General features: G+C 41.6%; 24 protein-coding genes. 11 read left to right on the top strand and 13 right to left on the bottom strand.

Annotated elements, in window-relative coordinates:
* Positions 1–26: 26 nt before the first annotated feature.
* Complete coding sequence (locus tag DWZ47_RS13655) at positions 27–758, bottom strand: SDR family NAD(P)-dependent oxidoreductase (protein WP_004301977.1); 732 nt, start codon at positions 756–758, stop codon at positions 27–29.
* Between the two features lie 19 nt (positions 759–777).
* On the bottom strand, positions 778–1,077 hold the full coding sequence (locus tag DWZ47_RS13650) for a nitrous oxide-stimulated promoter family protein (RefSeq protein ID WP_117513499.1): 300 nt from the start codon (positions 1,075–1,077) through the stop codon (positions 778–780).
* 250 nt (positions 1,078–1,327) lie between these two features.
* On the opposite strand from DWZ47_RS13650, the gene DWZ47_RS13645 reads away from it, so the two are divergent.
* From DWZ47_RS13645 to DWZ47_RS13635, 3 genes are all read left to right on the top strand, one after another.
* Positions 1,328–2,833 carry a TrkH family potassium uptake protein gene (locus DWZ47_RS13645; RefSeq protein ID WP_004301980.1) on the top strand — a complete coding sequence of 502 codons (1,506 nt, stop codon included), beginning with the start codon at positions 1,328–1,330 and terminating at the stop codon, positions 2,831–2,833.
* A 78-nt stretch (positions 2,834–2,911) separates the two neighbouring features.
* Entirely contained in the window at positions 2,912–3,118 is a 207-nt protein-coding gene (locus tag DWZ47_RS13640) for a hypothetical protein (RefSeq protein WP_007750505.1), read from the top strand.
* A 123-nt stretch (positions 3,119–3,241) separates the two neighbouring features.
* Complete coding sequence (locus DWZ47_RS13635; RefSeq protein ID WP_004304817.1) at positions 3,242–4,615, top strand: MATE family efflux transporter; 1,374 nt, start codon at positions 3,242–3,244, stop codon at positions 4,613–4,615.
* A 96-nt stretch (positions 4,616–4,711) separates the two neighbouring features.
* Here DWZ47_RS13635 and DWZ47_RS13630 read toward each other — a convergent pair whose 3' ends face one another.
* Together DWZ47_RS13630 and DWZ47_RS13625 are read right to left on the bottom strand one after the other, a co-directional pair.
* On the bottom strand, positions 4,712–5,695 hold the full coding sequence (locus DWZ47_RS13630; protein WP_004308267.1) for a fimbrillin family protein: 984 nt from the start codon (positions 5,693–5,695) through the stop codon (positions 4,712–4,714).
* A gap of 71 nt (positions 5,696–5,766) precedes the next feature.
* Positions 5,767–7,605: an RluA family pseudouridine synthase gene (locus DWZ47_RS13625; protein ID WP_004308266.1), complete on the bottom strand. Its 1,839-nt coding sequence runs from the start codon at positions 7,603–7,605 to the stop codon at positions 5,767–5,769.
* Positions 7,606–7,724: 119 nt separating this feature from the next.
* Here DWZ47_RS13625 and DWZ47_RS13620 point away from each other — a divergent pair, with 119 nt between their 5' ends.
* Positions 7,725–8,252, top strand: a complete 528-nt coding sequence (locus DWZ47_RS13620) for an SGNH/GDSL hydrolase family protein (RefSeq protein ID WP_117513497.1) — start codon at positions 7,725–7,727, stop codon at positions 8,250–8,252.
* A 120-nt stretch (positions 8,253–8,372) separates the two neighbouring features.
* On the top strand, positions 8,373–8,837 hold the full coding sequence (locus tag DWZ47_RS13615) for a MaoC family dehydratase (protein ID WP_004308264.1): 465 nt from the start codon (positions 8,373–8,375) through the stop codon (positions 8,835–8,837).
* 115 nt (positions 8,838–8,952) lie between these two features.
* On the opposite strand, the gene DWZ47_RS13610 is transcribed toward DWZ47_RS13615, so the two are convergent.
* The gene (locus tag DWZ47_RS13610) at positions 8,953–9,933 is read right to left on the bottom strand and encodes a linear amide C-N hydrolase (RefSeq protein WP_004308262.1); all 981 of its coding nucleotides are present in this window, start codon (positions 9,931–9,933) and stop codon (positions 8,953–8,955) included.
* Positions 9,934–10,091: 158 nt separating this feature from the next.
* On the opposite strand from DWZ47_RS13610, the gene DWZ47_RS13605 reads away from it, so the two are divergent.
* The gene (locus tag DWZ47_RS13605) at positions 10,092–10,766 is read left to right on the top strand and encodes a MarC family protein (RefSeq protein WP_004304823.1); all 675 of its coding nucleotides are present in this window, start codon (positions 10,092–10,094) and stop codon (positions 10,764–10,766) included.
* A 28-nt stretch (positions 10,767–10,794) separates the two neighbouring features.
* Here the strand turns inward: DWZ47_RS13605 and DWZ47_RS13600 are convergent, their stop codons facing one another.
* The 3 genes from DWZ47_RS13600 to bla form a co-directional block, all read right to left on the bottom strand.
* A complete protein-coding gene (locus DWZ47_RS13600; protein WP_004325104.1) occupies positions 10,795–11,322 on the bottom strand; it encodes a hypothetical protein in 528 nt (175 codons plus the stop codon).
* A gap of 21 nt (positions 11,323–11,343) precedes the next feature.
* The gene (locus tag DWZ47_RS13595) at positions 11,344–12,756 is read right to left on the bottom strand and encodes a GNAT family N-acetyltransferase (RefSeq protein WP_117513495.1); all 1,413 of its coding nucleotides are present in this window, start codon (positions 12,754–12,756) and stop codon (positions 11,344–11,346) included.
* A 70-nt stretch (positions 12,757–12,826) separates the two neighbouring features.
* Positions 12,827–13,708, bottom strand: coding sequence for a class A beta-lactamase, subclass A2 (gene bla, locus DWZ47_RS13590; RefSeq protein ID WP_099146119.1), 882 nt, complete (start codon positions 13,706–13,708; stop codon positions 12,827–12,829).
* 286 nt (positions 13,709–13,994) lie between these two features.
* Here bla and DWZ47_RS13585 point away from each other — a divergent pair, with 286 nt between their 5' ends.
* From DWZ47_RS13585 to DWZ47_RS13565, 5 genes are all read left to right on the top strand, one after another.
* On the top strand, positions 13,995–15,191 hold the full coding sequence (locus DWZ47_RS13585) for a hypothetical protein (RefSeq protein WP_004320669.1): 1,197 nt from the start codon (positions 13,995–13,997) through the stop codon (positions 15,189–15,191).
* Between the two features lie 29 nt (positions 15,192–15,220).
* Positions 15,221–15,772: a condensin complex protein MksE gene (locus tag DWZ47_RS13580; RefSeq protein ID WP_004308256.1), complete on the top strand. Its 552-nt coding sequence runs from the start codon at positions 15,221–15,223 to the stop codon at positions 15,770–15,772.
* Complete coding sequence (locus DWZ47_RS13575) at positions 15,756–19,424, top strand: ATP-binding protein (RefSeq protein WP_117513493.1); 3,669 nt, start codon at positions 15,756–15,758, stop codon at positions 19,422–19,424. The genes DWZ47_RS13580 and DWZ47_RS13575 overlap by 17 nt, the downstream gene beginning before the upstream one ends.
* On the top strand, positions 19,421–20,281 hold the full coding sequence (locus DWZ47_RS13570; protein WP_087323501.1) for a hypothetical protein: 861 nt from the start codon (positions 19,421–19,423) through the stop codon (positions 20,279–20,281). Before DWZ47_RS13575 ends, DWZ47_RS13570 begins: the two co-directional genes overlap by 4 nt.
* A 571-nt stretch (positions 20,282–20,852) precedes the next feature.
* Complete coding sequence (locus tag DWZ47_RS13565; RefSeq protein WP_087323537.1) at positions 20,853–22,943, top strand: BT4734/BF3469 family protein; 2,091 nt, start codon at positions 20,853–20,855, stop codon at positions 22,941–22,943.
* Positions 22,944–23,043: 100 nt separating this feature from the next.
* Here the strand turns inward: DWZ47_RS13565 and DWZ47_RS13560 are convergent, their stop codons facing one another.
* The 5 genes from DWZ47_RS13560 to DWZ47_RS13540 form a co-directional block, all read right to left on the bottom strand.
* On the bottom strand, positions 23,044–23,478 hold the full coding sequence (locus DWZ47_RS13560; RefSeq protein ID WP_004316548.1) for a DUF6078 family protein: 435 nt from the start codon (positions 23,476–23,478) through the stop codon (positions 23,044–23,046).
* A 326-nt stretch (positions 23,479–23,804) separates the two neighbouring features.
* Entirely contained in the window at positions 23,805–24,203 is a 399-nt protein-coding gene (locus DWZ47_RS13555) for a helix-turn-helix domain-containing protein (RefSeq protein WP_087318907.1), read from the bottom strand.
* Between the two features lie 35 nt (positions 24,204–24,238).
* Entirely contained in the window at positions 24,239–24,646 is a 408-nt protein-coding gene (locus tag DWZ47_RS13550; RefSeq protein ID WP_004302000.1) for a helix-turn-helix domain-containing protein, read from the bottom strand.
* 198 nt (positions 24,647–24,844) lie between these two features.
* A complete protein-coding gene (locus DWZ47_RS13545) occupies positions 24,845–25,696 on the bottom strand; it encodes a GIY-YIG nuclease family protein (protein ID WP_008644407.1) in 852 nt (283 codons plus the stop codon).
* A 123-nt stretch (positions 25,697–25,819) separates the two neighbouring features.
* Positions 25,820–26,746, bottom strand: a complete 927-nt coding sequence (locus tag DWZ47_RS13540; RefSeq protein WP_004302002.1) for a tyrosine-type recombinase/integrase — start codon at positions 26,744–26,746, stop codon at positions 25,820–25,822.
* Between the last annotated feature and the right edge of the window lie 11 nt (positions 26,747–26,757).

Below are 26,757 nucleotides of genomic sequence, written 5' to 3'. Positions count from 1 at the left end.
ATTTCTTTCCTGGTTTGCTTTTGGTGTTAATTGGTTTTCACGGGCAGCCGTTTCCACATCCAACGGGGAATCATTTTCCAGAAAAAGACCAGTATCCGGTAGCGCCAGTCGATCACTACTATCCGTTGTTTCCGCTCCAGTGACCAGGCGATGTGACGTCCCACTTTCGCTGCATCCATCAATAGCGGATAATGTTTCCCATCGTTGAGCAAGTCGGTGGCAACAAATCCGGGACGGATATCAGTAAAACGGATATTCAGTTTTTGTAAATATGAAAGTTGTTCGAGAGCATCTATGTAAGTGTTCTGGAAACGTTTGGTGGCAGAGTAGGCAGGAGCCACTCCAAGTCCTTTCGTTCCCGCGATGGAGCTGATGACTGCCAGGTGGCCGCCTCCGCTTTTCCTGAAATAGATGAAAGCGGTATCCACCATGCGGATAAATCCCTCTACATTGGTGTATGCTGTGTTTAGTTCCACCTCCATGTTCAGATTCGTGTTCTGGAAACCGATGCCCGAACTAAGAAGAAACAAATCCATGCCGCCCACCTTGTCGATGAGCATATTCAATTTCTCGCCTGCATCTTCCTGGGTTACGTCCAACGCTTGAATTTGAATCTGATCCGGTGCTGCCCGTTGCAGGTTTTCGAGAGCGGATTGCCGTCTGCCGGCTACTCCGATTTGCCATCCATCCAGTAACAGACATTTTGCAACTTCTTGTCCGATGCCGGAGGTAGCGCCAATGATAATGGCTTTTTTCATTACTGATTTTTTTAGTAAGTTATAGGTTCAATAAATGTCGTATGGCCTGCCAGGGTGCATAAAGCAACATCCTCGGTCCGGAGAAACGCATCACCTGTCGCATTCGTTCGCGCATGACGGGTTTGTAACAATGTACGGTGCATTCCTTGCATGCACTCTTCTTCTCTCCAAACGGACAATGGTCGAGACGTGCGTGGGCATAGCGGAGCAACTCTTCACAGTCGGCACAAAGAATTGTATTTTTTTCTTTTTTCCGGCAATAGAGGCGGATCATCAACTCTACCGTTTTCTTTTCGTGCGCAATGCGTGATACTTTCATCTCTTTCTTTTTTACACTTTGGAATGACAAAGATAGCGAAGATTATGCAGAAATGCAGGCGTATTCTGTTAAAATACACCTTCTTCTTTTTTCTATTTTGAAAAGCACCCTTTCATTTTGGTAGGGTATTTAGAGATTACTTTTTCAAAATGAAAAAAATATTGCATTGATTACAAGCTAATTATCAGAATCCTTTTCATTTTGGCATACTCTTGGCTATGAGGGGAACATACAAAATGATTCATGAGTTATGGAAGAGTACATTTCAGATAACAGTCTGTATATTCGGAGTAAGAATAATAGCATGATTAACCGGAAGATGATAGGGCGCGTGTTGGGTATGTTGCTATTTATCGAATTGGGGATGTTCTTACTTTGTGCCGGAGTGTCGGCTGGTTACGGGGAAAGTGATTATAAATACTTTCTTTACACCTGTATCATCAATGCTGTGGTAGGCGGATTGTTACTGCTCTACGGACGGGGAGCGGAGAATAAGATGAGCCGGAGAGACGGATATTGTGTGGTCACTCTTTCATGGGTGTTTTTTACCTTTTTCGGCATGCTTCCTTTTTATTTTAGCGGAAGCATTGATACGATAACCAATGCCTTTTTCGAAACCATGTCCGGGTTTACCACTACAGGAGCTACTATTCTCGATGATATTGAATCCCTTTCCCACGGTATGCTTTTCTGGCGAAGCCTGACGCAGTGGATCGGTGGTTTGGGGATTGTGTTTTTCACGATTGCCATTCTTCCTATCTTTACCACGGGAGGAGTGCAACTCTTCTCTGCTGAATCTACGGGAGTGACGCACGACCGTACCCATCCGAAAATCAATGTCATGGCCAAGTGGTTGTGGACAATTTATCTGGTATTGACAGTTTCGGAAACTGTCTTATTGATGTTTGGGGGCATGAGCTTGTTTGATGCCATTTGCCAGTCGTTTGCCACTACTGCTACGGGCGGATATTCTACCAAGCAGAACAGTATATCTTACTGGAATTCTCCGTATATAGAATATGTGGTGGCTATCTTTATGATTGTTTCCAGTATCAACTTCTCTTTGTTTCTGATGTGTTTGAAAGGAAAAGTCGGTCGTTTATTCAAAGATGAAGAGCTGCACTGGTTTCTGGCGTCAGTGGGTATCTTGACTTTTCTTATCACGTTGGCGCTCGTCTTTCAAAATCATTATGACTGGGAACTGGCTTTCCGGAAAGCATTGTTCCAGGTGTCTACGGTGCATACTTCCTGCGGTTTTGCTACGGATGATTATAATATGTGGCCTCCTTTCACGTGGTTACTGTTGTTTATTGCGATGCTTTCGGGAGGGTGTACGGGTTCTACCAGTGGAGGTATCAAGAATATGCGGTTGCTGATTGTGGCACGTGCCATTCGGAATGAGTTCAAACATCTGCTCCACCCGAATGCCGTGCTTCCCGTACGTATCAATAAGCAGACGGTGTCTTCTTCTATCGTAACTACCGTATTGATTTTCTTTGCTTTTTATCTGGTTCTGATCCTGATTGGGTGGACGGCTCTTTTGTTTTTGGGAGTTGGCTTTTCCGAGTCCGTCAGTACGGTTATTTCGAGTATAGGCAATGTCGGTCCGGGATTAGGTACTTGCGGGCCTGCATATTCGTGGAATTCTTTACCTGATCTGGCAAAGTGGATACTTTCTTTTCTGATGCTGGTGGGACGTCTGGAATTGTTTAGTGTACTCCTGTTGTTTTATCCGGGATTCTGGAAGAATAGATAAACTGTAAATCATGAACGGGCTTCTGAAACATCGTTGGAAGAGTTTGTGGTTGACGGAAACAATCTGTATCTTTGCAGCATGAAAAAGTTATTGTGTCCGCAATGCAAGATTGCAGCTATGTATGTGAAGAATGAACAGGGTGACAGGCTGCTGGTTTATGTGCTCGAAGATGGTGAAGTCGTTCCCAAATATCCGGAAGATTCGATGGAGGGGTTCGATTTGACAGAAGTCTTCTGCCTGGGATGCTCGTGGCATGGTTCACCTAAACGGTTGGTGAAACGATAGACCGGGAGACTCATGCTCTCATACTGATTTTTTTGATTTATGTCAACTAAAAGAGGAACGCAAATCAAGAACTAATTCATTGAATTTTCCGTATCTTTGCATCCGATTTTAGAACATAGACGTATGGCAACTTCTAAAGAAATGACGGCAGGGCCGGCATTACCTCTCATTTTAAAGTTTACGCTGCCGCTTTTACTCGGCAATCTGTTGCAACAAACGTATTCGCTTGTTGATGCTGCAATTGTAGGAAAGTTTTTAGGAATTAACGCGTTAGCTTCTGTTGGAGCTAGCACATCGGTGGTGTTTCTTATTCTCGGGTTCTGCAATGGATGTTGCGGAGGTTTCGGAATACCCGTTGCGCAGAAGTTTGGGGCGCGGGATTACAGTACGATGCGCAGTTATGTGGCCGTCAGTCTGAAACTGGCTGCGGGAATGTCTGTGGTGATTGCTCTTCTCACCTGTATTTTATGTGAGGATATTCTTCGGATCATGCGTACGCCGGAGAATATTTTCGAAGGGGCGTATGCTTATTTGCTTGTCACGTTTATTGGTGTGCCGTGTACTTTCTTCTATAATCTTCTTTCGAGCATTATCCGTGCGTTGGGAGACAGTAAGACGCCTTTTTGGTTTCTGCTGTTTGCGGCTGTTCTGAATATCATTCTTGATTTGTTCTGTATTTTGGTACTTGGCTGGGGAGTGGCGGGAGCTGCTATTGCTACTGTCTTTTCGCAAGGATTGTCGGCTGTTCTTTGCTACATTTATATGTACCGGAAGTTTGAAATATTGCAAGGTACTCCGAAAGAACGCCGGTTCCAGTCGAAACTGGCTAAGACACTGCTTTACATTGGTGTGCCTATGGGATTGCAGTTTTCTATCACGGCTATCGGCAGCATCATGCTTCAGAGTGCGAATAATGCATTGGGAACAGCGTGTGTGGCAGCTTTTACGTCTGCTATGCGCATCAAGATGTTCTTTATCTGCACGTTCGAGAGTCTGGGAATTGCAATGGCTACGTATAGCGGACAGAATTATGGGGCAGGAAAACCGGAGCGTGTCTGGTTGGGAATTAAGGCGAGTGCTTTGATGATGATCGTTTATGCGGCATTTACATTCGTTCTTCTGATGGTGGGAGCCAAATATTTTGCATTGATCTTTGTAGATCCGTCGGAAACGGAAATACTGTTGGATACCGAGTTGTTCCTGCATGTCTCCTGTATGTTCTTCCCGATGCTTGGTTTGTTGTGCATCTTGCGTTATACCATTCAGGGAGTAGGATATACCAATCTTGCCATGTTCTCCGGAGTGGCGGAGATGATTGCTCGTATTCTTGTCAGTCTCTATGCCGTACCGGTATTCGGTTTTATTGCTGTCTGTTACGGTGATCCGATGGCTTGGATAGCGGCAGACTTATTCCTCGTGCCGGCCTTTATCTATGTTTATCGCAGGTTGAAGAAGCAGGTATTTACGAATAGTCAGGTTACGCAAACGGTGGCATGATTGCCGGTTGGTGGCTTGCGTAACCCGACTTGCAGTTTGCATAACCCGGTTTGTGGCTTGCGTAACCTGGTTTGCTTTGATTTTATTTCGGATATTTTAATCTTGTACAGGGTATAGCGGGTTTCCGCTTTCGTCTACCTCTGTCCATTCTTTCACACTGACATTGGCGAATGAGATGGAGTTTTCATTGATAACTGCCCGGAAAAGGTATGAATTTCCGGCTGACAGGAGGTTGTTGGGTGGAGTGAGCGGAGTGGTGTAGGTACGTGAAAAGCTCTCTCCGTTTACCATCAGCTCCAGTGTCAAAGTCATGGGAGAGGAGCTCTTTACGGGTAACATGATATATTGTACGGTGAAGTCGTTGATTCCCATATCGGCTGCTTTGTCATAGCTGACTTCCGAAGTGATGATACCTGTTGACAAATCCATGATTGCGCCCGGTTTCGGTGGGGTGATGGTAGCGGAAAGTATCTTGTTTAAAGTGATATTTTCTCCTCCGGCGATCGCTACAACTACTTGCGTGGCTGCGTGTTGGTAGGTTATGGGGATATTTATCTGTGAACTGGCGATGTCCTGATGAACTGCGTGCCACCAAAGATAATCTACTCCGTTGGATAAAGGTTCGGATAGTCCGTTGGTGAAAGTAGGCGCCGGGCTGGTGGAATTGCATGATACGGCATAAAAGCTATAGATAGCATTGCTCAAATACATTTTATATCCTAGATTTCCTGTCAGTACACCGGGGGAGGAGGTGACATAGTTGCCTTGAGCAACGGGAGCGCCTGTGATATTGTTCGATGTGTTGGCTGTATAGGCACACAACCAGCTTTGAAGTCCTTTTCCCATGGGGGACATGGCTCGTGTGATGTTTCGTCCTTCTACGGAAGCACTGAAAGTAATCAGCGCATTCTCTTTGGTCGGATTACCGTTGTTGTCATCATTGCCGGAGCCGGATGAGCCTCCGTTGTTTTCTTCGTCAGGATAGTTGATGTAGATATTGTTTTTGGAGCAGGCTCCCAGTAGCAGCATTGCTAAAGCAGATACGGCTAAATACTTTGTAATGCGGAATTTGATGTCCATAGTCAGGTTCTTTTTGAAAATTAGTAATTACCCCTATATACATTTCAAAAAGAATTTGGTTCATGGCTTAATCATATTTTTTTATGGAAATCGGCCTCTTTCTGTATGCAGAGAATGTCTCCGTATATGGGATGGCGGAACTCTATATATTCGGCATGGAGGTATAGTCTGTCTGCTTTCTTTCCGTAGAGTTCGTCTCCAAGTATGGGGCATCCCAAGCCTTCCGGATGGGCGGCGTGTACTCTTAACTGATGTGTGCGTCCGGTCAATGGATAGAAGACAATCCGGGTGTATTTTCTTGACTCATTGATATTCCTTTCTGATTCATCAATCCTGTTTGATTCGTTGAAAGTGTTTTCAGATTCACTGGTAATTCTTTCAGACTCACTGATGATCTGATATTCTGTAATCGCTTCTTTCCCGTGTTCGCTACTAACCATTTGCCGAGGACGGTCGAGAGGATTCAGACAAAGAGGGAGTTCGATTCTTCCTGTATTTCCTGTTCTTTCTGCTTTTGCTGTTTTTTTCGTTAATACAGTTTCCTTTGCTATTAATATAGCTTTCTCTGCTATTGGCTTTATCTCTTTCTCTGTTTTTATTATCGCCCCATCCAGCACAGCCACATAGCGTTTCTTAATACTTCTGTTTGCAAATTGCGCCTGTAAATCCTGATGTACCTCTTTTGTTTTGGCAACGAGCAATAATCCTGAAGTAGCCATATCGAGCCGGTGTACAATCATAGGACCGGTAGCTTCGGGATATTTCTTCTTCAAACGATGATAGACTGAATCTCTGTCCTCTGCTTTTCCCGGAACGGACAACATCCCTGCCGGTTTATTGACTACCAGCAACCATTCATCTTCAAACACGATTTCCAGTTCTTCCTCTTCATGAACAGGATTCAGCAGTGGATTTTCGTCTACCTCCAATCCTTGCAACATGTGTTGCAGAATCGGTTCGCACTTCCCTTTGCAGGAAGGATAATAATATCCGTGATGCCGGATTTCGTTTTTAGGAGAGTCGCCCCACCAGAATTCAGCCATAGCCAATGGCTTTAATTGATGAAGATACGCATATTGCAATAACTTAGGCAAAGCACATTCACCCGCACCGGCAGGAGGAACTTTCTGAACCGTTTGCTCGAAAATAGTATATAAGTCTTTCACCTCTCCTTGGGCATTTAGCATCCGGAATTGCTCGAATAATTTTCTTTGTAAAGCTGCTGAACGTTCTTTTCGTTCGGTTTTCAATCGCTCTATTTCAATATCGAAGTGCCTGACTTCCGTTTCGAGCTCTTCCAATCGTTTCTTCCATTCCTTTTCCAATCGTTTGTATTCCGCCTTTTGGTATTGGCTTTCCCGAATCAGGGAGGCTTGTTCTTCTTCGGAAAGCTCGGGAGATGACTGGCGGCGAATCTCTCTTGCCTCCTTTGCCATTTTAAGCTCCGCTTTTGCTTGATTCAAAACAGCTTTAGCCTGTTCTGTTTCTATCTTCCATTTCTCTTTTGAATCGAGATAAGAACTGCTGTTTTCCAGTTCACGAATACGGATATTAATGGCAGAAATCTGTTCTTCTTCGATTTTGAAGAATCCCTCCGGTTGTAATAGGTCATAAACAGGAGGAACGAAATAAGGATGCAGATTCTTTCCGCCCAGATTGCCGGAGAAAGCTGCAAGATAACCAATCTGATTTTCTTCGTTGTTTGTTATTCCGTTGTCCGTTTGCACAATCAACACTCCAAACATCTTTCCGGAAGCCAATTCCTCTTGCCATTCTTTCCGGCTTGCAATATATTCTTTCACTTCTTCCGCAGCCAACACACACAATGGATGAGGTGTATAATGGAAAGGATAAGTGAATTTCTCCGGCAACGCAAGGTGAGAAACGGGTTTCTTGAAAAAATGTATCATCGGTTTATATATATGAATGAATGTGATTACCTTTGCAAAAGTAACGTAAATCCGCGAATTTTATTCTATATTTGTTTGAGAGTTTGAGTGAGATAACGTGGACGTTTGAATGAAATTGTATGGATAGGATAGAAGAAAAACCAAAATTTGCCTTTCTTGGTAACAGTCACATGGCTTTTTGGGCACTAGATATCTATTTCCCACAATGGGAATGTCTGAACTATGGTGCTCCCGGTGAAGGGCTGGCCTATGTGGAGTCTTTTGCGGTAGACACTTCCGATTGCCAGGTCGTCGTTCAATTCGGAACCAATGATATTTATCAGTTGAACGATGAAAATATAGATGAATATGTAGAGCGTTATGTAAAAGCGGTTCTTGCCGTCCCTTCACTGAAAACATATCTTTTCTGTATTTTTCCGCGTAATGATTATGATGATTACAGTACGGCTGTGAATAAATTTATCCAGATCCTTAACCGGAAGATACACGAAAAATTGCAGGGAACAGATATTGTCTATCTGGACGTATTCAATCGTTTATTGCAGGATGGCAGGCTGAATCCGGAGTTGACTCTCGACGATTTACATTTGAATGGCAGGGGTTACAGTATTTTGTCAGAAGCACTGAAACAGGCTTCCGGTTTGTAAAACATACCTAAATACTTCATTCCTTGCTTTTATTTATAAATTTGGTGGCATATCAGTTTATTTTTCCTATTTTTGTCCCCAATTTAATAGTAAATAACCCCCATAAAAACGATAAGACTTATGGAAAAAGTAATTATCAATTCGTATGAAGAATTCGAAAAACTAGTAGGCCAACAGATAGGTGTTTCCGATTATGTGGAACTCTCGCAGGAACGTATCAATCTTTTTGCTGATGCAACGCTGGATCATCAATGGATTCATGTAGATACGGAACGTGCTAAAGTAGACAGCCCTTATCATAGCACGATTGCTCATGGCTACCTGACATTGTCTATGCTTCCTTATCTGTGGAATCAGATTATCCAGGTAAATAACCTAAAAATGATGATTAACTACGGTATGGACAAAATGAAATTCGGTCAGGCTGTATTGTCAGGACAGAGCATCCGTCTGGTGACTACTTTGCACTCGCTGACTAATCTGCGTGGTGTGGCAAAAGCGGAAATTAAGTTTGCTATCGAAATAAAAGACCAACCAAAGAAGGCGCTGGAAGGAATTGCTGTATTCCTTTATTATTTCAATTAATGGCAAACTGTTAAAGAAACAGATTTTATCCCCGGAAATGATCGAAATACGTCTCAAAAGTTAGATACAAAAACTTTTGGGATGTGCTTCAGATGGATCGTTTCCGGGGATAATTTTATCCTTTTACTCCCATAAATCTGAACGGCTGTGCCGGTTTAAACTCTTTCGTTGCATTTCCATGATAAGTTTCACCGTTGGCGATAGATAATTTGAGTACCGGAGCTCCTTCCGACAAGTCTGTTTCCCGTAAGTTTACCCAGAATGTATTAGGTGTCAGACTTGATTCGAAGAAGTAGAGCAAATTCTTACTATCCGATACCGTTCTCCATTGTGTGGTGGAAATTTCCGGAAATTCGGGAGTGGATATGCCATAAGGAACAGAAGTATTACGGATAACGCTGAATACGCTTGCTATGGCTATTCTCACATCATCTGTTTGGGGCAGGGCATTGATATAAAAACTGGCTCTTGCAAAACGGTCGGACGGACGGTTGGTTCCGGGCAGGAAGCTCAATCCTCCTATTGATTTCCAGTATTCGTTTAGTGCCAGTTGCTTGTTGTAGGTAGGGGAGTTGGTCATTACTTTGTACTCCTTGCTGTGGTAAACAGTCAGCTTTCCACCCGTATATTCGAATATCGCACAATCGCCCGTTGCGTCGGAAATAGATAAATGCAAGGTTGCCAGGCGGGAACCATCCGGCATCAGGTCCGATACCACTTGGAAAGTGTTTTCATCAATGAAAGCGACAGCCTCGTCTACGGTGGCGAAGTTATCCAGCATATATTGCACCCATGCAGTAATGGCAAGTCCCGGTTTACTTTGATCTCTGACCGGATACTCCGTTTCGGGCAACCATAACAGATTGGCAACCAACCCTTTTTCATTCATCCCGTCTGTACTGGCAATCTCGAAAGCTGAAGTCACCACGCTGCCATACTTGGACGTCCATTGCAGGGAGTTGGCTCCCGTTTCTCCATTTCTTTCCATACCTTTGGGAAATACCCAAAGATTGCTGTGCATTTCTGTTTTCCAGTCCATAGACCGGCCGGTTACCACCATTCCATTTTTTCCCGAATAAACGACTCTTGTACACATAATTTTAATTTCTAGTTAAAGGTTTATTATAAGCTGCTTTCACGAGGTATTCAACCGATGCGGATTCATCTCGCAAAAGCATATTCTCAAAACAATAACGTTTCATTTATGTTTTAGATACATATCAGATATTAATAAAGTATCAAAAAACAGGTATTATGTCATTAAGTAATCTTCTCATCATATTTTCGTCATCGTTTATGGCGCTGTTTCCGGTGATAAATCCTTTGGGGAATGGTTTTGTCGTCAATGGATTCTTTACAGACCTCGATCCTCAACAACGGAAAGCAGCCATTCAGAAGCTGACGCTCAATTTTATAATGATCGGTGTAGGGACATTGGTGATAGGACATTTGTTTCTGTTGATTTTCGGTTTGGCTATTCCTGTTATTCAGTTAGGAGGTGGAATATTGATTTGTAAGACGGCAATGGAGCTGTTGGGCGATTCGGGTTCGTCTGATAAAGAAGAAGCCAGTAAGAATGTAGACGGTTTCAGATGGAAGAATATCGAACAGAAGATTTTTTATCCCATCACGTTTCCTATCAGTATCGGACCGGGCAGTATATCGGTTATCTTTACTTTGATGGCGTCTGCCAGTGTTAAAGGTAAATTGTTGCAAACTGGGATTAATTATTTAGTCATTGCGCTTGTTATTATTTGTATGGCGGCCATCTTTTATGTATTCCTTTCACAAGGGCAGAGGTTTATTCAGAGGTTGGGACCGGTGGGAAATCAAATTATTAATAAGCTTGTTGCTTTTTTCACTTTCTGCATCGGTATTCAGATTTCGGTGACGGGTATATCCCAGATATTCCATCTGAATATACTCTAATTGAACGGTGAGATAAAAGCGATAGAAATTATCTGTTTTTCTTTGCTTTCATGGCTTTCAGGGTGTTTTTTCGTACGGAACGGATAGCGGGAACCAGTAAGTCGGGCTCCATGATTTCCAGTATTGTGCGTAGTTCCTGTTGTAGTTCCGGGATGGAGCGTGTCAGTTGATAAGCCAGTTTCATGCAGAGCGATTGTACGCCCGGTGGTTCCTCGCGGGATATCATGCGTTCCATGCAAAAATCGAGGAAATCCACTCGTGGCGGATCAGCGGCAGGTTGCTGGCATATCAGGTTCAGGATCATTCTCCGTTTTCCCGAGTGTGGGCAGGTCATGGCAGCGTCGATCAATTCTTCTTGTTTCCGGCTCAACCATTCTACATCTGCCTTGGAGAAATGAGTACATACCCACAATGCCTGATAGGAAACAATGTGGTCTTTGTCGAATATCAGCTGGTAGACTTCTTCTCTAAGACGCTCGTCGTCCTGTATGAAATGGAGTACTTCTCTGATATCTTCAATGTGTACTCGTTCGGATAATCTTGCACGTAGGTTCATGTAGCTTTCGTTTTTGGGAAATTAATCTCTATTAGCGGAATCAGCTTCCGGCAGTTGCAAATGAAGAATGGGGAAAGGTTTGCCCATGCTGTCCGTTTCATCTCTGCCGATGACTTGGAATCCCAAATGGAGATAGAACTGAAGTGCTTTTTCATTCTGCTCGTTTACGTCCACCTTATCCATATGTTTTTTGTCTCTTGCATATTCCATTAATCGTTTGCCATATCCTTTTCCTTGTTCGTCGGGGTGTACGAATAACATTTCGATCAGTTCGTCGCTCAATCCCATGAAGGCGGCAATCTTTCCGTTGGCATTCCGGATGACAAAAAGTTCAACAGCGGGTAGATAATGCTTCCGCACCAGTGGTTTATAAAATTGGATATGCTCTTCCGTCAGGAAATCATGCGTGTGGCGAACGGACATTTCCCATACATGGAGGATTTCATCATAGTCTTCCGGAGTAGGTTGGGAGATGCCGGGCAGGTAGTAGCACTGGTGGTCGTAGATGTTTCCGTTGTAAGTCAGTTCTGCCTGATGAAGTGTACCTTCGTAGATGAAACCGTTCTTTTTCAGTACTTTCTGCGAACGTTTGTTGTGCGGATAACAGGTAGCTGTGATGAGGCTAAGCCGCAATCCTTCAAAGCCATAGTTGAGGACACCCTGCACTGCTTCGGTCATGTATCCTTTGCCCCAATAAGATTCGTCGAGCCAGTAACCCAACATTCTCACTTGCGGATTTTCGCGTTTAGGATCGGGGATAATTCCTACGGAACCGATTAGCTGTTTTGTATCTTTTAGTATCACTGCCCATATCCCCTCCTGATTGATAAATGTGGAATGAAGTATCCGGCGGGATTCATCCAATGTGCGATGGGGTGGCCATCCGGCATTGTTTCCCAGATTCGGGTTCTGGCAGCAAGCGAAAAATGTTTCTGCATCTCTTTCTTCGAAAGGGCGGAGAAATAAACGTTCTGTATGGAGCGTCACGGGGGGAATATTTTCTATGTCAGTTTCCTGTCTTGCTTTGTTTTTCGATTCGTTTGCTGTTTTCCGATATACGCACTCAATCCGGTTTCCGTCAGGATCGAGGACTACACTTTCAAAGTATCCGTCTCCCGAAGTACGCGGTTCACCGGCGATGGTATATCCTTCCGAACGCATTTGTTCGGTGAAGCGTAATACTTCTTCCTGGCTGGGGAAGGTGAAAGCAAAGTGTGTCAGTCCAACCCTGTTTTCTTCAATGGGAGTGTTCTGTACATCTGTACGACTCATCAGTTCCAAGTCTGTTCCCTCTCCAAAAGAGATAAAATAGGACTCGAATCCTTTCTTGGGATTGATATATTTTTCGTTGCTTTTTCCTCCGAAGAAGCGGACATAGAACTCTTTTAGTTCTTCCAGACGAAAAGTCCAGATAGCGATATGATGTAGTTTCATATAAATGAATTTTCTAATTTCTATTACTTTGTTTCAATCTTCATTCGTACCGAATGTCTTTGTCTCCATCTTAATGCTGCATTACATATTCGTAAACGATACGGGAAATATCAGCGATAATTTTACTGTTCGCTTGATTATTTTCTTCAGAATCCTTCACGAAGACAGCTATACTATAAGTACGTCCACCGGGCAAAAGAACGAAACCGATGTCATTACAACCGATTTGTTGTCCTTTCGCATTAAGATCTCCCGTTCCGGTTTTATGGCCTACGGTTACTTTTTTGTCGAGCAACGGAGCAACCAGACGGTCTTGTCCGGTTTGACACTCCACCATTGTTTGAAATATGAAGTCTTTGTACACTTTGGGAAACAATGGCTTCTTACGGAATATTTCCACTAATTCGGCTGCGGCTAACGGAGTAGTCCAGTTTTCATAACATAGGTTCAAGTCTTCGTGCATGGCAGTTTCCGTACCGGCAATGGCACATTCCCGAATTCCTAGTGAATGGATATACTTGTTTACGGCATTCGGACCTCCCTGATAATCAAAAAGAATATCGCAGGCATTGTTGTCACTCTGTTGGAGTGTATATTTTAGCAGGTCGGCAATACTCATTTCAATTCCGCCCTGCGGATATTTATCTCGTAGCGGACTGTAAGTATCCGGCTTTAAATCCGATTTTTTAATGGGTAACCGGGTTTCCAGCGATTGCTTCTGTTTTCCCATATAATCTGCCAATGCTAATGCCTGATGAAACTTGAATACGCTCATCAGTGGATAGTGAATATCATTATTGACAGTTATCGTATCTTTCCCATCAATGATGACGGCTATTCCTATTTCGGCCTTCTTTCCCTTGATGGCTTCTTTCAACTGTGTCTCAAGTTGAGTTTGTCGGGCAAACAGGAGGGTGGGGACTAAACAAAGAAATACTATGAATGAACGCATAATCAATTTCTCTTTTAACGGGTTACTAATTCTCTATTGAAATCATATTCTTTGTTGAAGTCACAAAGGTATAAATAGTAATTGCCTTTGCAAATTCTTACTTGAAATTTATAGTTGTATAATGAATATGTAGAGTTAGTTTCTTAATTTTTGTAGTAATAAAAATATTGATACAGAAATTAGGTTTACTATTTCATTTATGTTATTTTTGTGATATCTTATTACTGAAATATATACTATGTAAATATTTGGAAGTAGTAACACACCATTAAAAGACAAAACTAATATGAGCACTTTTCGTTCTATAGAAGAACTTGTCAAAAGTCTCGACCGGGAGAAAGAACTCTTGAAAGAAATGTTTGCTAAACGGAAATCTCTTTCGTTCCGTTATGATTATGCGCTTGAAATGACGGAGTACAAAGAAGAGCGTATCCGCTATCTGATAGACTATGGAGTTATCCGGGACACTGGCGACTTTCTTGAAATGGAGGATATTTATCTGAAATTCTTTGAAGACGTGCTCGAAGTAAATGAAGAAATCAATGTTTCTTTCGTGCAGGATTACCTGACGCGACTGAATGAAAATATTGACTATTATCTGAAAGAGAATAACGAGCAACGTAAATACAACTACCAGCGTGAAGTGAAACGCTGCCTGAAAAACATCGCTCTGACTACAGTCCGCAATGTGATGGACTTGAAAAGGAACATGGATAATACTTATAAGAACGAACCGAATTATAAGATAAAGAAAACCAAACTCGTCCGGCTTGATGAGAAACGGAATAATATTGCTCTGCTGATCCGTAAAAGTGAGGAATTGATAGACTACGGACAGCCTGTTTTCTTCCGGGTGGCGATGGACGTACAAATGCGGAATGTAGTTAGTGACGTGAAACTTCAGCTAAATGATTCGTACCATAACCTAATTGAAATCCAGAAACAAATCATCCATTATCTGAATCTGATAGATTATCAGAACCGTATCTTTGAGAAAGTAAAGAAGTTGAAGTACTTGAAAGACCAGTTCTTGTTGGAAGAACATACAAGTATCCGTTCTGTTGCCGCACAAAAAAATCCTGTCTGGATGGAGCCGCAGGTCGGTTATCGCATCAAGCTTTCCATTGATAATCTACGGACTTCCGATGAGGCTTTTCAGATTTTGAAGAAACTTGTCGCGCGGCAGAGAAATTCTCCGAAAGGAATGAAACAACTGGCAGATGCCATTCCAGAAGGATATCTGGATGGGCAGTCGCAAATGATAGATACCGTAAACTTGCAGGAGGTGCATAATTCATTTATGGCGTCCAGCACCCATCTGTTCTCTTTTGTGATGAACTATCGCTACCGGAAAGAGGTGACACGTGGAGAGAAATTAATCTTTTTCTGCCAATTGGCGTCACAGTATGCCGACGAACTTCGCTTTACGGATACTTATGAAATCTCCGACGAAGTGGAATACCCTTTAATATATGCCAAATGACGTATGCTGAATACTAAACACAGATGACCATGAAATACACTGAAGAGATATTTAATATACTTAGCAAAGGGGGATTCATTTCTTCCAACAGTGTCTCTACCCAAGTAAAACGCTTGTATGATGCCATTGAGGAAGATTTACCCGATTATTATGATTATTACAAAGGTATCGGCTTCTATCTGGAAGGCGGTGACGGTTATTACTACTTTACCCGCAAGGAATCGAAAGTCGATTTGGAACGTAAACTGGAGGCGATTCAGAAGTGGATTGATTACCTGAGTTTCCTGAAAACCTATCATTCGGCATTCGGCCCGGGATTCCTGTTCCGTGCCGCTGATATTGAGATTCAGATAGGATGCGATATTGAACTGAAAGAAAAGGCAACCAAACTGTTTTCGGATAAGAAGAAATATGATGAGGTAGTCGGCAAACTGCTGAAAGAACTGGAGAGCATAGGACTGATAGAGAAAGAAAACGAACTCGACGGGACATATAAAGTTTTGTCGGCTTTCCATTATATGGAAGACTTGGTTGATTGTATCACAATTTCAGAGGAGGTGCAAGATGAGATACCTGAATAAGATTATTTTTCTGAACAGTGCCCATATTCCATACGCAGAAGTGAAGTTGGATGGGAACGTACATTTTATAGGTACGCAAGGTGTCGGTAAGAGTACGCTGCTCCGTGCCATCCTCTTCTTTTACAATGCTGACAAACTAAGACTGGGTATTCCGAAGGAGAAGAAAAGCTTCGATGCTTTTTACTTTCCATACGCCAACTCTTACATTATCTATGAAGTGATGCGGGAGAATGGGGCGTATTGTGTGGTAGCTGCCAAATCCCAGGGACGGGTGTTTTTCCGTTTTATTGATGCGCCATTCCAACAGGACTGGTTCATTGACGAACACAATGTGGTACATTCCGAGTGGGGACGCATCCGCGAACATATCGGTTCGAAGATTCAGATTACTGCACAAGTGACTAGTTATGAAATGTATCGGGACATTATTTTCGGTAATAACCGCAAGCATGAAATGATACCTTACCGCAAGTTTGCCATTGTGGAAAGTGCAAAATATCAGAATATTCCCCGTACGATACAGAACGTCTTTTTAAATTCCAAACTGGATGCTGACTTTATAAAAGATACCATTATCCGTTCGATGAGTGATGAGGATATTTCTGTCGATTTGGACTTCTATCGTAGCCAGATAAAGGAATTCGAGCAGGAATACAGGGACGTGATGCTTTGGTTTACAAAGAACAAGAATGGAGAAGTGCCTGTCCGGAAGATGGCGGAGAAAGTAATGAACGCCTATCGTGACTTGATTTATACTCAAAAGCAGATTGGTGAAGGGCGTGCGGAGCTTAACTTTGCGGAGAAACAGGCTTTACATGAGATTCCGTTAGTGAAGGAAGAACAGGCTAAAGCCGAGACGGAACGTGAACGGTTGCTGCGGCTTATGGGTGAACTGCAACAAAAGTACACCAATGAGCGTGATGGCTTGATTAGGGATATAGGTATAATAAACGATTTGCTCAAAAAGATACGTGAGAAACGTCTGCATTACGAGCAGATGCAGATTGAAGAAATCATCAAACGGGTATCTTGCGAAGAATTACTGATTCAGGAACTTGAACAAGTCCGGAATATGAAATCGGAACTGACAAGGGCTTATGAGGACGTATTGAGTAAGTACCGATTGCTGTTTGAGAAACTGGAAGCTGATTTCCGTACTTTTGAGAATAGCCAGCAAGCACGGATAAATGCTCGGAATGCGGAGATTGCCGGCAAGCAGGAAGAATTGATGCAACAACTTCGTGTGGAAGAAGAGAAAGTAAGGGCAACGCAAGAAGAGAAAGTGCAGACTGTGGATAATCGTATCCGGCAGTTGCGCGACGAACAGGCACAGTGTAACCTGAAACTTCAAAAGGTGAAATACGAACATCCCCATCAAAAGGAAATGTCCGATTGTGAAGATGGGATTAACGAACTGCGCAAAAAGGACAAGGAACTGGAACTTAATATTCGTCAGCAACAGGGAGAAATAAAGCAGTTGAGGCAGGAGTGTGAATGGAAAGTGAAAGAATTGAAATGGGAATTTCAGACAAAGATGGAGACCGTTCGTAAAGAACGGAGCGCGATTGAAGAACAGTTGCAAACATTGGACGCCTTGATTGAGAAACGAAAAGGTTCTTTGTGTGAATGGCTGGAGAAGAACAAACCGGATTGGCAGGAGACGATAGGCAAGGTGGCGGATGAAGAACTGGTGTTGTACAACAATGAACTGCAACCTCAATTAGTGAATAAGGAAGCTACTTTGTTCGGCGTTTCACTCAATCTGACAGCAATCGAGCGTTCTGTCCGCACTCCCGAGGAAATGAAGCAGGAGCGCGATAGGCAACAAACTGCCCGGCAACTTTGTACCGACCGTCTCACCCGACTAGCGGAAGAAGAGGGGGAAGCAGTTTCTTCTTTGGAGAAGAAGTATTCGAAGCAAATACATGGTATTCTGGAAGAACAACATCTGATGGAAGCCGAGCGAATGCAGATTCCTGCAAAATTGAAGAACCTGCAGGCTGATTACGCCTCATGGAAGACGAAGGAGGAGGAATGGAAAAGAGGATGTACTGAAGAATTGAAGGCACAACTGGATGAAATCGGACACCGTCTCTATGTGGCGGAAGGAGAGAAGCAGAAGTATTTGGATGAACGGGAAAAACTGTTGAAAGCCTGCCGGAAAGTGTATAATGACAGCAGGACGGAACTCCGGAAGGAACTGGAGGAGTTTGTTGCCAGCGTTCAGCAAGAGATAGAGCGGATGAAACAGCAAACAGCGGAGCGGAAAAAGGAATTGAAGCAGGCGCAGGAGAATGAATTGAATGGAAAGGGTGCTGATACGGTCACTATCCGCAAGTATGATGACAGGCTTGCCGAAATAAATAAAGAATTAGATTATATAGGTAAATCCCGCCCACAAGTTCTTTATTATGAAAGAGACAAGGAGGAACTGTTTGATAAAGAACCTGCTACGCGAAGCAGGAAGAAAGAACTGGATGCGAAGCTAGTTGCATTGGACGAACGTTTCGCTCTGAAAAAGGAGAAGTTGCAGGTCCAGAAAAAAGGGGCGGACGAGCACCTCGAGCGGATTGGCAAAGAATTGCACTTATTGGAGGACGGGTTGAATAAAGTGGATATGTTCCGGAAAGATGAAACTTTTTGTCCGCCTTCTGTGATAGAAATAGGAGAGAAGCCTACTCGGAAAAATTGCGATGTTATTGTGGAAGAGTTGAAGTCGCTCATCGTATCCACTATCAGAAAAACAGAAGAATTCAAGAAAGCGGTAACGCAGTTCAATGGAAACTTCTCGTCAAAAAACACGTTTCATTTCCGTACGGAACTGGTTGGAGAACAGGATTACTATGATTTCGCTTCCAATTTGTGCGAGTTTGTGGATAATGATAAGATTTCCGATTATCAGAAACATATCAGTGAACGGTATACGGATATAATCCGCCGGATTTCGCAGGAAGTGGGAGGACTGACCCGTAATGAAAGCGAGATACACAGAACAATAAAGGATATCAACGACGATTTTGTCAAGCGGAATTTTGCCGGAGTAATAAAGGAAATAGCTCTTCGCCCGCTTCAGAGCAGCGATAAACTGATGCAGTTATTGCTGGAGATTAAACGGTTTAGTGATGAGAACCAATATAATATGGGAAAGGTTGACTTGTTCTCGCAGGATTCCCGTGAAGATGTCAATGCGGTGGCTGTCCGGCATTTGTTGTCGTTTATGAAATTCCTGCTTGACGAGCCGGGACGCAGACGGTTGGCGCTTGCCGATACATTCAAACTGGAGTTCCGCGTGAAAGAGAATGATAATGACACGGGATGGGTGGAGAAGATTGCCAATGTAGGTTCTGACGGCACGGACATTCTGGTGAAAGCAATGGTCAATATCATGCTGATTAATGTATTCAAAGAAAAGGCGTCACGTAAGTTTGGTGACTTTAAAATCCATTGTATGATGGATGAAATAGGCAAGTTACACCCCAACAATGTGAAAGGTATTTTGGACTTTGCCAATTGCCGGAATATTTTGTTGGTAAACAGTTCTCCCACTACTTACAATGTGGAAGACTATCGTTATACCTATTTATTGAGTAAAGACGGGCGGTCAAATACCCAGGTTGTCCCATTGTTAACCTATAATAAGATAGAAAAATGAGTGGCAGTTTATTTACATTGGCGATGGCGAGGCTGGTTCTGAAAATGCTGGGCGGCGAGCTCATACCTTACACAAAGTTTGATGGACTGATAGCAAATAGATTAATGGATGAGGGAATCATCACTATTGTTCCCCGAGGGAGTAAGCGTAGTTTTCGTATGATTGACCCGGAAGGATGCCGTATCTACATCTCCCAGAATTATACTTCCGGCATGGAATTGGAAGATTGGATTGAGATGAAGAACTGTCCGGATGAAGTGTTACGTTCGGAGCAAGTGGCGAAGGCGGGGGACTCTAAACTGAGATATACCCGTACGTTCAAAGGTTTTCTCCTCAATTGTTATATGCCTATAGAAGCTACGTTTCATGGCGAACCATGTGTGCTTTCTCCCTTGCAAGGCACTTCTATTTTCATGCAGGATTACGAATATTTCCGTATTCCTGAAGATGTCGTAGTAGTGGGTATAGAGAATGGAGAAAATTTCCAGCATATCCGTGCCCAAAAGTACTTGTTTGAAGGAATGAAAGTTCTTTTCGTGTCCCGTTATCCGCAATCAAGGGATTTGTGTAACTGGCTGAAGATGATTCCCAATCGTTATATTCATTTCGGAGACATAGATTTGGCTGGCATTTCTATCTTTTTAAATGAATTCTATGTCAAATTGGGCAACCGTGCGGAATTTTTCATTCCAGCAGATGTGAAGAAACGACTCAAGGACGGAAACCGGCAACTTTATGATAATCAGTATTTGCGTTATAGGGCTATGTTGGTTTCTGACGAACGTTTAAGGCCATTGGTGGCAATGATTCATAAATATGGGAAAGCGTATGAACAAGAAGGATATATAAAGTATTAAATTAGTCATATCAGCATCTCTATGAAATAAAAAATAAAATATATCTGTCATCTGTCACGGATTATAATCTAACTTGCAGAGTATAAGTATTTAATAGTGTGACAGCACAGTGTGACAGCAGTGTGATGGCAATAATGCTGTCACCTAGAAAACAAAGACAAAATAAAGACGCTGCTCGAAAATAAATAGTATCAGCCATCAATGGATTAGTTGTTTAATTTATTATCCTCGTACTTATGAGTTGTGTCCTGCCTTGAAACCAACAGTTTCAATGTGCGAAACTTTAGTTTCATACGCTTGAAACTATAGTTCCAATTGCTTGAAACCATTGGTTTCTCACCGATGAAACTACAGTTTCCCTTAGCTGGAACTGTAGTTTCAAGCAGGGAAAACTAATTTGCCCCGTAATTCGGCGGTGGCAATCCCGTTTCTTTCGGTTAAAGAGATGCTTGATATGTCAATAATTTTCTGTATTAAAAACTTGTTTTCTTTGCCGGTTTCGGATATTATGACTAATTTAGCAGTCTCAATGATCACAAAGACGCTGACAAAACAAATTATTATCAAATTAATGAAAATTACTCAATTTCGTAGGAACGAAGATACGATAGCGCTTAGCGTAATGGATCTTGATATACTGGTAAATAAGATAAAGACAGAAATAAAATCCCGTCCTGTTTCTACATTCAGAGAGCATCTGCGATATACCCTTTCCGATGAACGGTGTATGTTTGCCGATAAACTTCCCCAAATAATTCCTGCCGCCGAATTCCGAAAAGTAAACGGTCAGAAACAGATGAAAACCTACAACGGTATTGTAGAACTAACTGTCGGTCCCTTATCCAATAAGTCGGAAATAGCTTTAGTGAAACAAAAAGCCTGCGAGCAACCGCAAACCCGTTGTGTTTTTATGGGTTCAAGTGGCAAAACAGTGAAAATATGGACTACTTTTACTCGACCGGACAACTCCCTTCCTAAAACACAGGAGGAAGCGGAACTATTCCACGCCCACGCTTATCGGCTGGCTGTGAAATGTTATCAGCCCCAAATCCCGTTCGATATACTTCCCAAAGAACCGACTCTGGAACAATATTCGCGCTTATCCTACGACCCGGACATCATATATCGTCCGGATTCAGTCCAGTTTTATCTCTCCCAACCGTCATCAATGCCCGAAGAAACCACTTTCCGGGAATCGGTTCAAGCAGAAAAATCTCCATTGACCCGTGCCGTACCGGGATATGATGCGGAAAATGCCTTCTTGATGCTTTTCGAAGCCGCTTTTCGGAAAGCGTATGCCGATCTCCGGGAAGCGGGACTCGAATTGCGCGAAGACACATGGCATCCTTTAGTTGTCCAACTAGCCAAAAACTGTTTTGCTTCGGGACTTCCGCAAGAAGAAGTCGTGAAACGTACTGTTTTCCACTTCTATCTGTATAAACAGGAAGAACTTATCCGGCAAATGATTGGCAATATATATACCGAGTGCAAAGGCTTCGGCAAGAATATCAGCCTAAGCAAAGAGCAGCAACTCGCCTTGCAGACTGAAGAATTCATGAAACGCCGCTATGAATTCCGCCATAATACCCAAATTGGTGAGGTAGAATATCGTGAAAGGCTTTCTTTTCGTTTCCGTTTCAATCCTCTCGATAAACGTGCGCTGAACAGCATTGCTTTGGATGCGCAAATGGAAGGTATCCCGTTGTGGGACAGGGACATTAGTCGTTATATTTACTCTAACCGCGTGCCTGTATTCAATCCGTTGGAAGATTTTCTCTACCGGCTTCCTGCTTGGGACGGTAAAGACCGTATTCGTGCATTGGCAGCCACCGTTCCTTGTAAGAATCCGTATTGGATGGATTTGTTCCACCGTTGGTTCCTCAATATGGTTTCTCATTGGAAAGGAAGCGATAAAAAGTATGCGAACAGTGTTTCGCCCTTACTTGTCGGACCGCAAGGGACACGTAAATCTACCTTTTGCCGGAGCATAATGCCCCCTTCCGAGCGTTCCTACTATACCGACAGCATTGATTTTTCCCGGAAGAAAGATGCCGAACTTTACCTCAATCGTTTTGCGCTTATCAATATCGATGAATTTGACCAGGTAAGTTCGACACAACAAGGTTTCCTGAAACATATTCTGCAAAAGCCTGTACTGAATGTGAAGAAACCTCATGGCAGTGCCGTGCTTGAAATGCGTCGTTACGCCTCATTCATAGCCACAAGCAACCAAAAAGACTTGTTGACCGACCCTTCCGGCAGTCGTCGTTTTATTTGCATCGAAGTGACCGGAGTGATTGACACCAACCGTCCGATAGACTATGAGCAGCTTTACGCACAAGCTATGTACGAATTGGAACATGGCGAACGTTACTGGTTCGACCAGGAGGAAGAAAAGATCATGGTGGAAAACAACCGTGAATTTGAACAAGTCCCGCCGGAAGAGCAACTTTTCTTCCGTTATTTTCGTGCCGCACAGCCTGAAGAAGGGGAGTGGTTGTCTCCAGCGGAGATTATGGAAGATATTCAAAAAGGCAGTTCAATCCCGATGTCTGTCAAGAGGGTTAATTCCTTCGGAAGAATACTGAAAAAGCAAGAAATACCTTCCAAACATACGCGTAGCGGTACACTCTATCATGTTGTAAGACTAATAACCAGGTGACGGCAAAAATGCCATCACCCTGCCGTCACCCCTTGCTGTCACAGTCTTATCGGCTAATTACTAAACAATTAACCCCTAAACTGTGACAGATGACAGCAACTCACCAAATATATTCTTCTGTGTAGCGTTGGTAAGTTGGCTCTTCTTTTATCCCTTTATTGCGGAATAGTTGTCTGATGTAGGCTTGGTCTTTAGGCATAAGCCCCCGTTCTCCACGATAGAATCGATAATATCCCGTTTTTCCATAGTGTCCTACTAATTGTATTCTGATACTGACTGCATCCTCATAGGGGATTCTGTTAAGCAACTGTTTAAGTCCCCATGCCACATGGACTTTTACTGTAGTTTTGAAACATTCGCATTGGTTTCCATCCGCAGGATAACGTGCCGGATTAACGATGGAGATATAAAGGTAATCTGTTGTATCAAGTTGTGTAGCTATGTGGCGCAGGCATTTGGAGGCTTGTGGACATTGAGCGTTGAAACAACGGGCAAAATTGTAAGGGACAGACAGACTGTCGGGTTCTTCTTTCATTTTGTAGGGTTTATTTTATTTGTGAAATACTGTTGTAAATATTGCAAACAGAATTCTTCACAAAAGTAGGACTTTATTTTGGGAATGGGAAGCGTTGGGATTGTTTTATTTGTATGTTATGGGGATTTCTTATCAACATTTGGTAATTAGGGATACTCAATACATATCCCTAATTATTTGCAGCAAGGTTTCTCTTTCTTGTTTAAGGTTCTTTATCTCTATTTTTAGCCAATCAATTTCTTTGTTCTTTGAGGAAATCAATTCATCTACAACTCCCTTAGGGAAATAATTGTTATAAACGAAGTTGAGTATTTTATAAAGGTCATCTATTTCTCTTTTTTTAAGCTCTCAAATTGTTCTTTCTGTTTCTCTAACAGTTTCTCAAAGAGTTCAATCGTTTGTTCTATGGGAAAATTATTGAATGTTTGGTTATTACCAATTGCATTTTTTACACCGCAATTCTCGTAAAAATTATTTGTGTTATATAAAACCGTTTCTTCGTTATACTCTTTCAATCCGTCGGTAGTAACTCCTAATGCAGAGGCTATTTTTTCTAATCGTTCATCATCAATTTTCTCGGTTTGTTCCATTTTTGAAACAGCTTGCTTGGTTATTCCTAATAATTGGCCTAGCTCCGTTTGAGTCATACCGCGAAGTCTGCGTACACGTTCTATCTTTTTCCCAAGGTGATAGTGATTTGCTTTTATATTTTCTATTGTTTCCATTCTTCTATATATTAGATTGCTGAATCTAGCAGTGATTATTTCATATATTTTTTCAGGATCTCAATTTTATCTTGCTCACTTTTCAACAAACGCTCATATAACTCAACTATTTTTTCAAGTGGATTTATTTGTTGAACGATGGCGTATGTAGTAGCACCTTCAGAGATATTTGCATCCTTATAATTATGATGATTAATATTGAAAATCGTCTTTTCAACATCAAAGTCTTTAATGACTTCTTCGGATATTCCCAACACTTCAGCAATTCTTTTTAGAAAGCCTTCTTCTATTTCCTCTTGTTTCTCAATCTTTGAAATGACCTGCTGATTTACACCAAGATCGGCGGCCAGTGCTTCCTGTTTCATGCCTAAATATACACGAATCCTTTGTAAATTGCGTCCGACATGTCTCCGGTTTTCTTTCTCTTTTATTTCAACATCCATATTATTGTTCTTTAAATGAATACGTCTAGGCAAAGATAACAAGAAACAGTTTAATTCAAATGAAAGTGTGCTTTATTTTTTAGTGTATGGCTTATTGACACTATCATTTGAGGATTCATACAATATGTTAATCGTGGGTAGTCAATGCACCTTTGACAGCCTTACAATTTTTCGATTAACTAACTATTTCTTGTATCATTAATTATTATTTAAGCCAAAAGCTAGGGTACCTAACTTTTGCTTATAGCATTTCTCGATATTTATGGCTTCATAACTACTAATGCTAATAGATAGTGTTTCAAGGATAGACCAAGAGAAATTATTAGGATAGCTATTGTCTTGATCGTATAATTTTTGTAAGGTTACATTGTTTCCGTGTCCTCCTGTTTTGGCATATTCTTTCCATCTACCCCAAATGCCTTCTTTCCCATATGTTGAACCTATATAATTTTTTCCAGTTTTTCTGTCTGTTATTATATAAATACAGTTTACGGCAGAAAGCATTTTTTTCCATTCAGGATATTCTTTTTCTAATATTATATTTTTTAGCTGTGCGAGGGTTAGAGCTATTTTTTCATATCCGGGGAAAATATGGTCAAATCCTGGAGTAATTTCAATAATCTCTTTATCATTTTTATCATTAAGCCATTGATGCCAAGATATGGTTGAAGGCCCCCAGTCTATAATGATACGTTCTTTTAGTTCATCAAAGCCTTCTACTTCAGTTATTTTATAGCAATATTTGTTAGTGTTGCGTTCGTTGTCAGGACCTTCAATTTTGTAAATACCGATAAAACGGGCAATAGTGCCGTTTTCTCCAATAAAGGAAACAATATAATCGACATTTTTAAATACATCCCTATGCTGCTCACTTTGATATGCTATAAATTTGTCTTTATCATTTCTATACCAGTCATACGGGTTACCTTCTACTTCTACTCCATTTATGAATTGTTTCTGGCGTGCGTCTTTATGCCTTACTAACTTGATTCTTTTATTTATATCTAACCCTCTAAGTTTTAATAGTTCTCCAATTTTGATGATTGCCATAGTAATTTGTTTTTAAGATTAGTAGTTTTAGGATAAGCTTTCCGATTTGGATAGCTTGAGTACAAATATATGAAGAAAAAGTTATAAAGGGAAAAAGAAATTGACTTTTCCCCTTTACGTGGATTATTTTAATCCTTTAATCATTCTATCTATACATTTTTTCTTTTGTTCCATATTGGGATGAACGTAAAGATCAAGTGTTGTACTTATATTAGAATGGCCTAAAATAACACTTACAGTTTTGTAGTCGCAGTTGCTTTCTATGCAACGTGTAGCAAAACTATGTCTAAGACCATGAAATTTTAGTTCTGGAATATTTAGATCTTTCATTAGTTTCTTGTAATAATTGCGATATGTTCTAGGCTCTGTAGGCTTTTCTTCATTTGTTAGAATGTAATAGTTACCGTTCACTATCTTTTTTAATGGCTTTAGAATTCTGATTAATTCTTTTGTAATTGGGATCTCACGAATGGAATTTTTAGTTTTTGGAGTATTGATAATAAGTTCTGTATGTCTTTTCTCTCCATCAATGATATAGATGCGTTCAATTGTCCTTTTAATAGAAATTATTCCTAATTCTATGTTTATATCATCCCATGTTAAAGCGCATACTTCTCCTATTCGTAGTCCGGTACTAAGGCAAATATAAATTCCTAAATTCTTGAATGTGAAATGTTCTTGGATAAAACTCATGATCCTTTTTTGATGTGAGATACTAAGAACTTCTAAATGTTGTTTCTCATCTTCCGTTGGAAATCTGATTTCCCATTCTTTATAATCTAAGTATCCATGTTTTACTCCGAATTTTAATATCATTTTCAATACAATTAAAATATCCTTAATGGATTTTTTACTTAACCCATTATTAATCTTCTGAAGAGCAAATTCCTGTACCTTATTTTCTTCTAACTCATACATTTCTCCAAATGTCGGATAAATGTGATTTTCAAGAATTAGTACATACGCAGCAAATGTCGATTGTTTTACATATTGCTTTTTGTCTTCTTTCCAAAGTACGGAAATTTCTTTGATAGTTTTTTTTTGAATCATACTTATATATT

It is taken from the genome of Bacteroides sp. AF32-8BH, from assembly GCF_003435205.1.
GTDB lineage: Bacteria > Bacteroidota > Bacteroidia > Bacteroidales > Bacteroidaceae > Bacteroides > Bacteroides ovatus.
The sequence above is the reverse complement of the archived record's forward strand: the minus strand, read 5'-3'. Positions and strand labels throughout refer to the sequence as shown.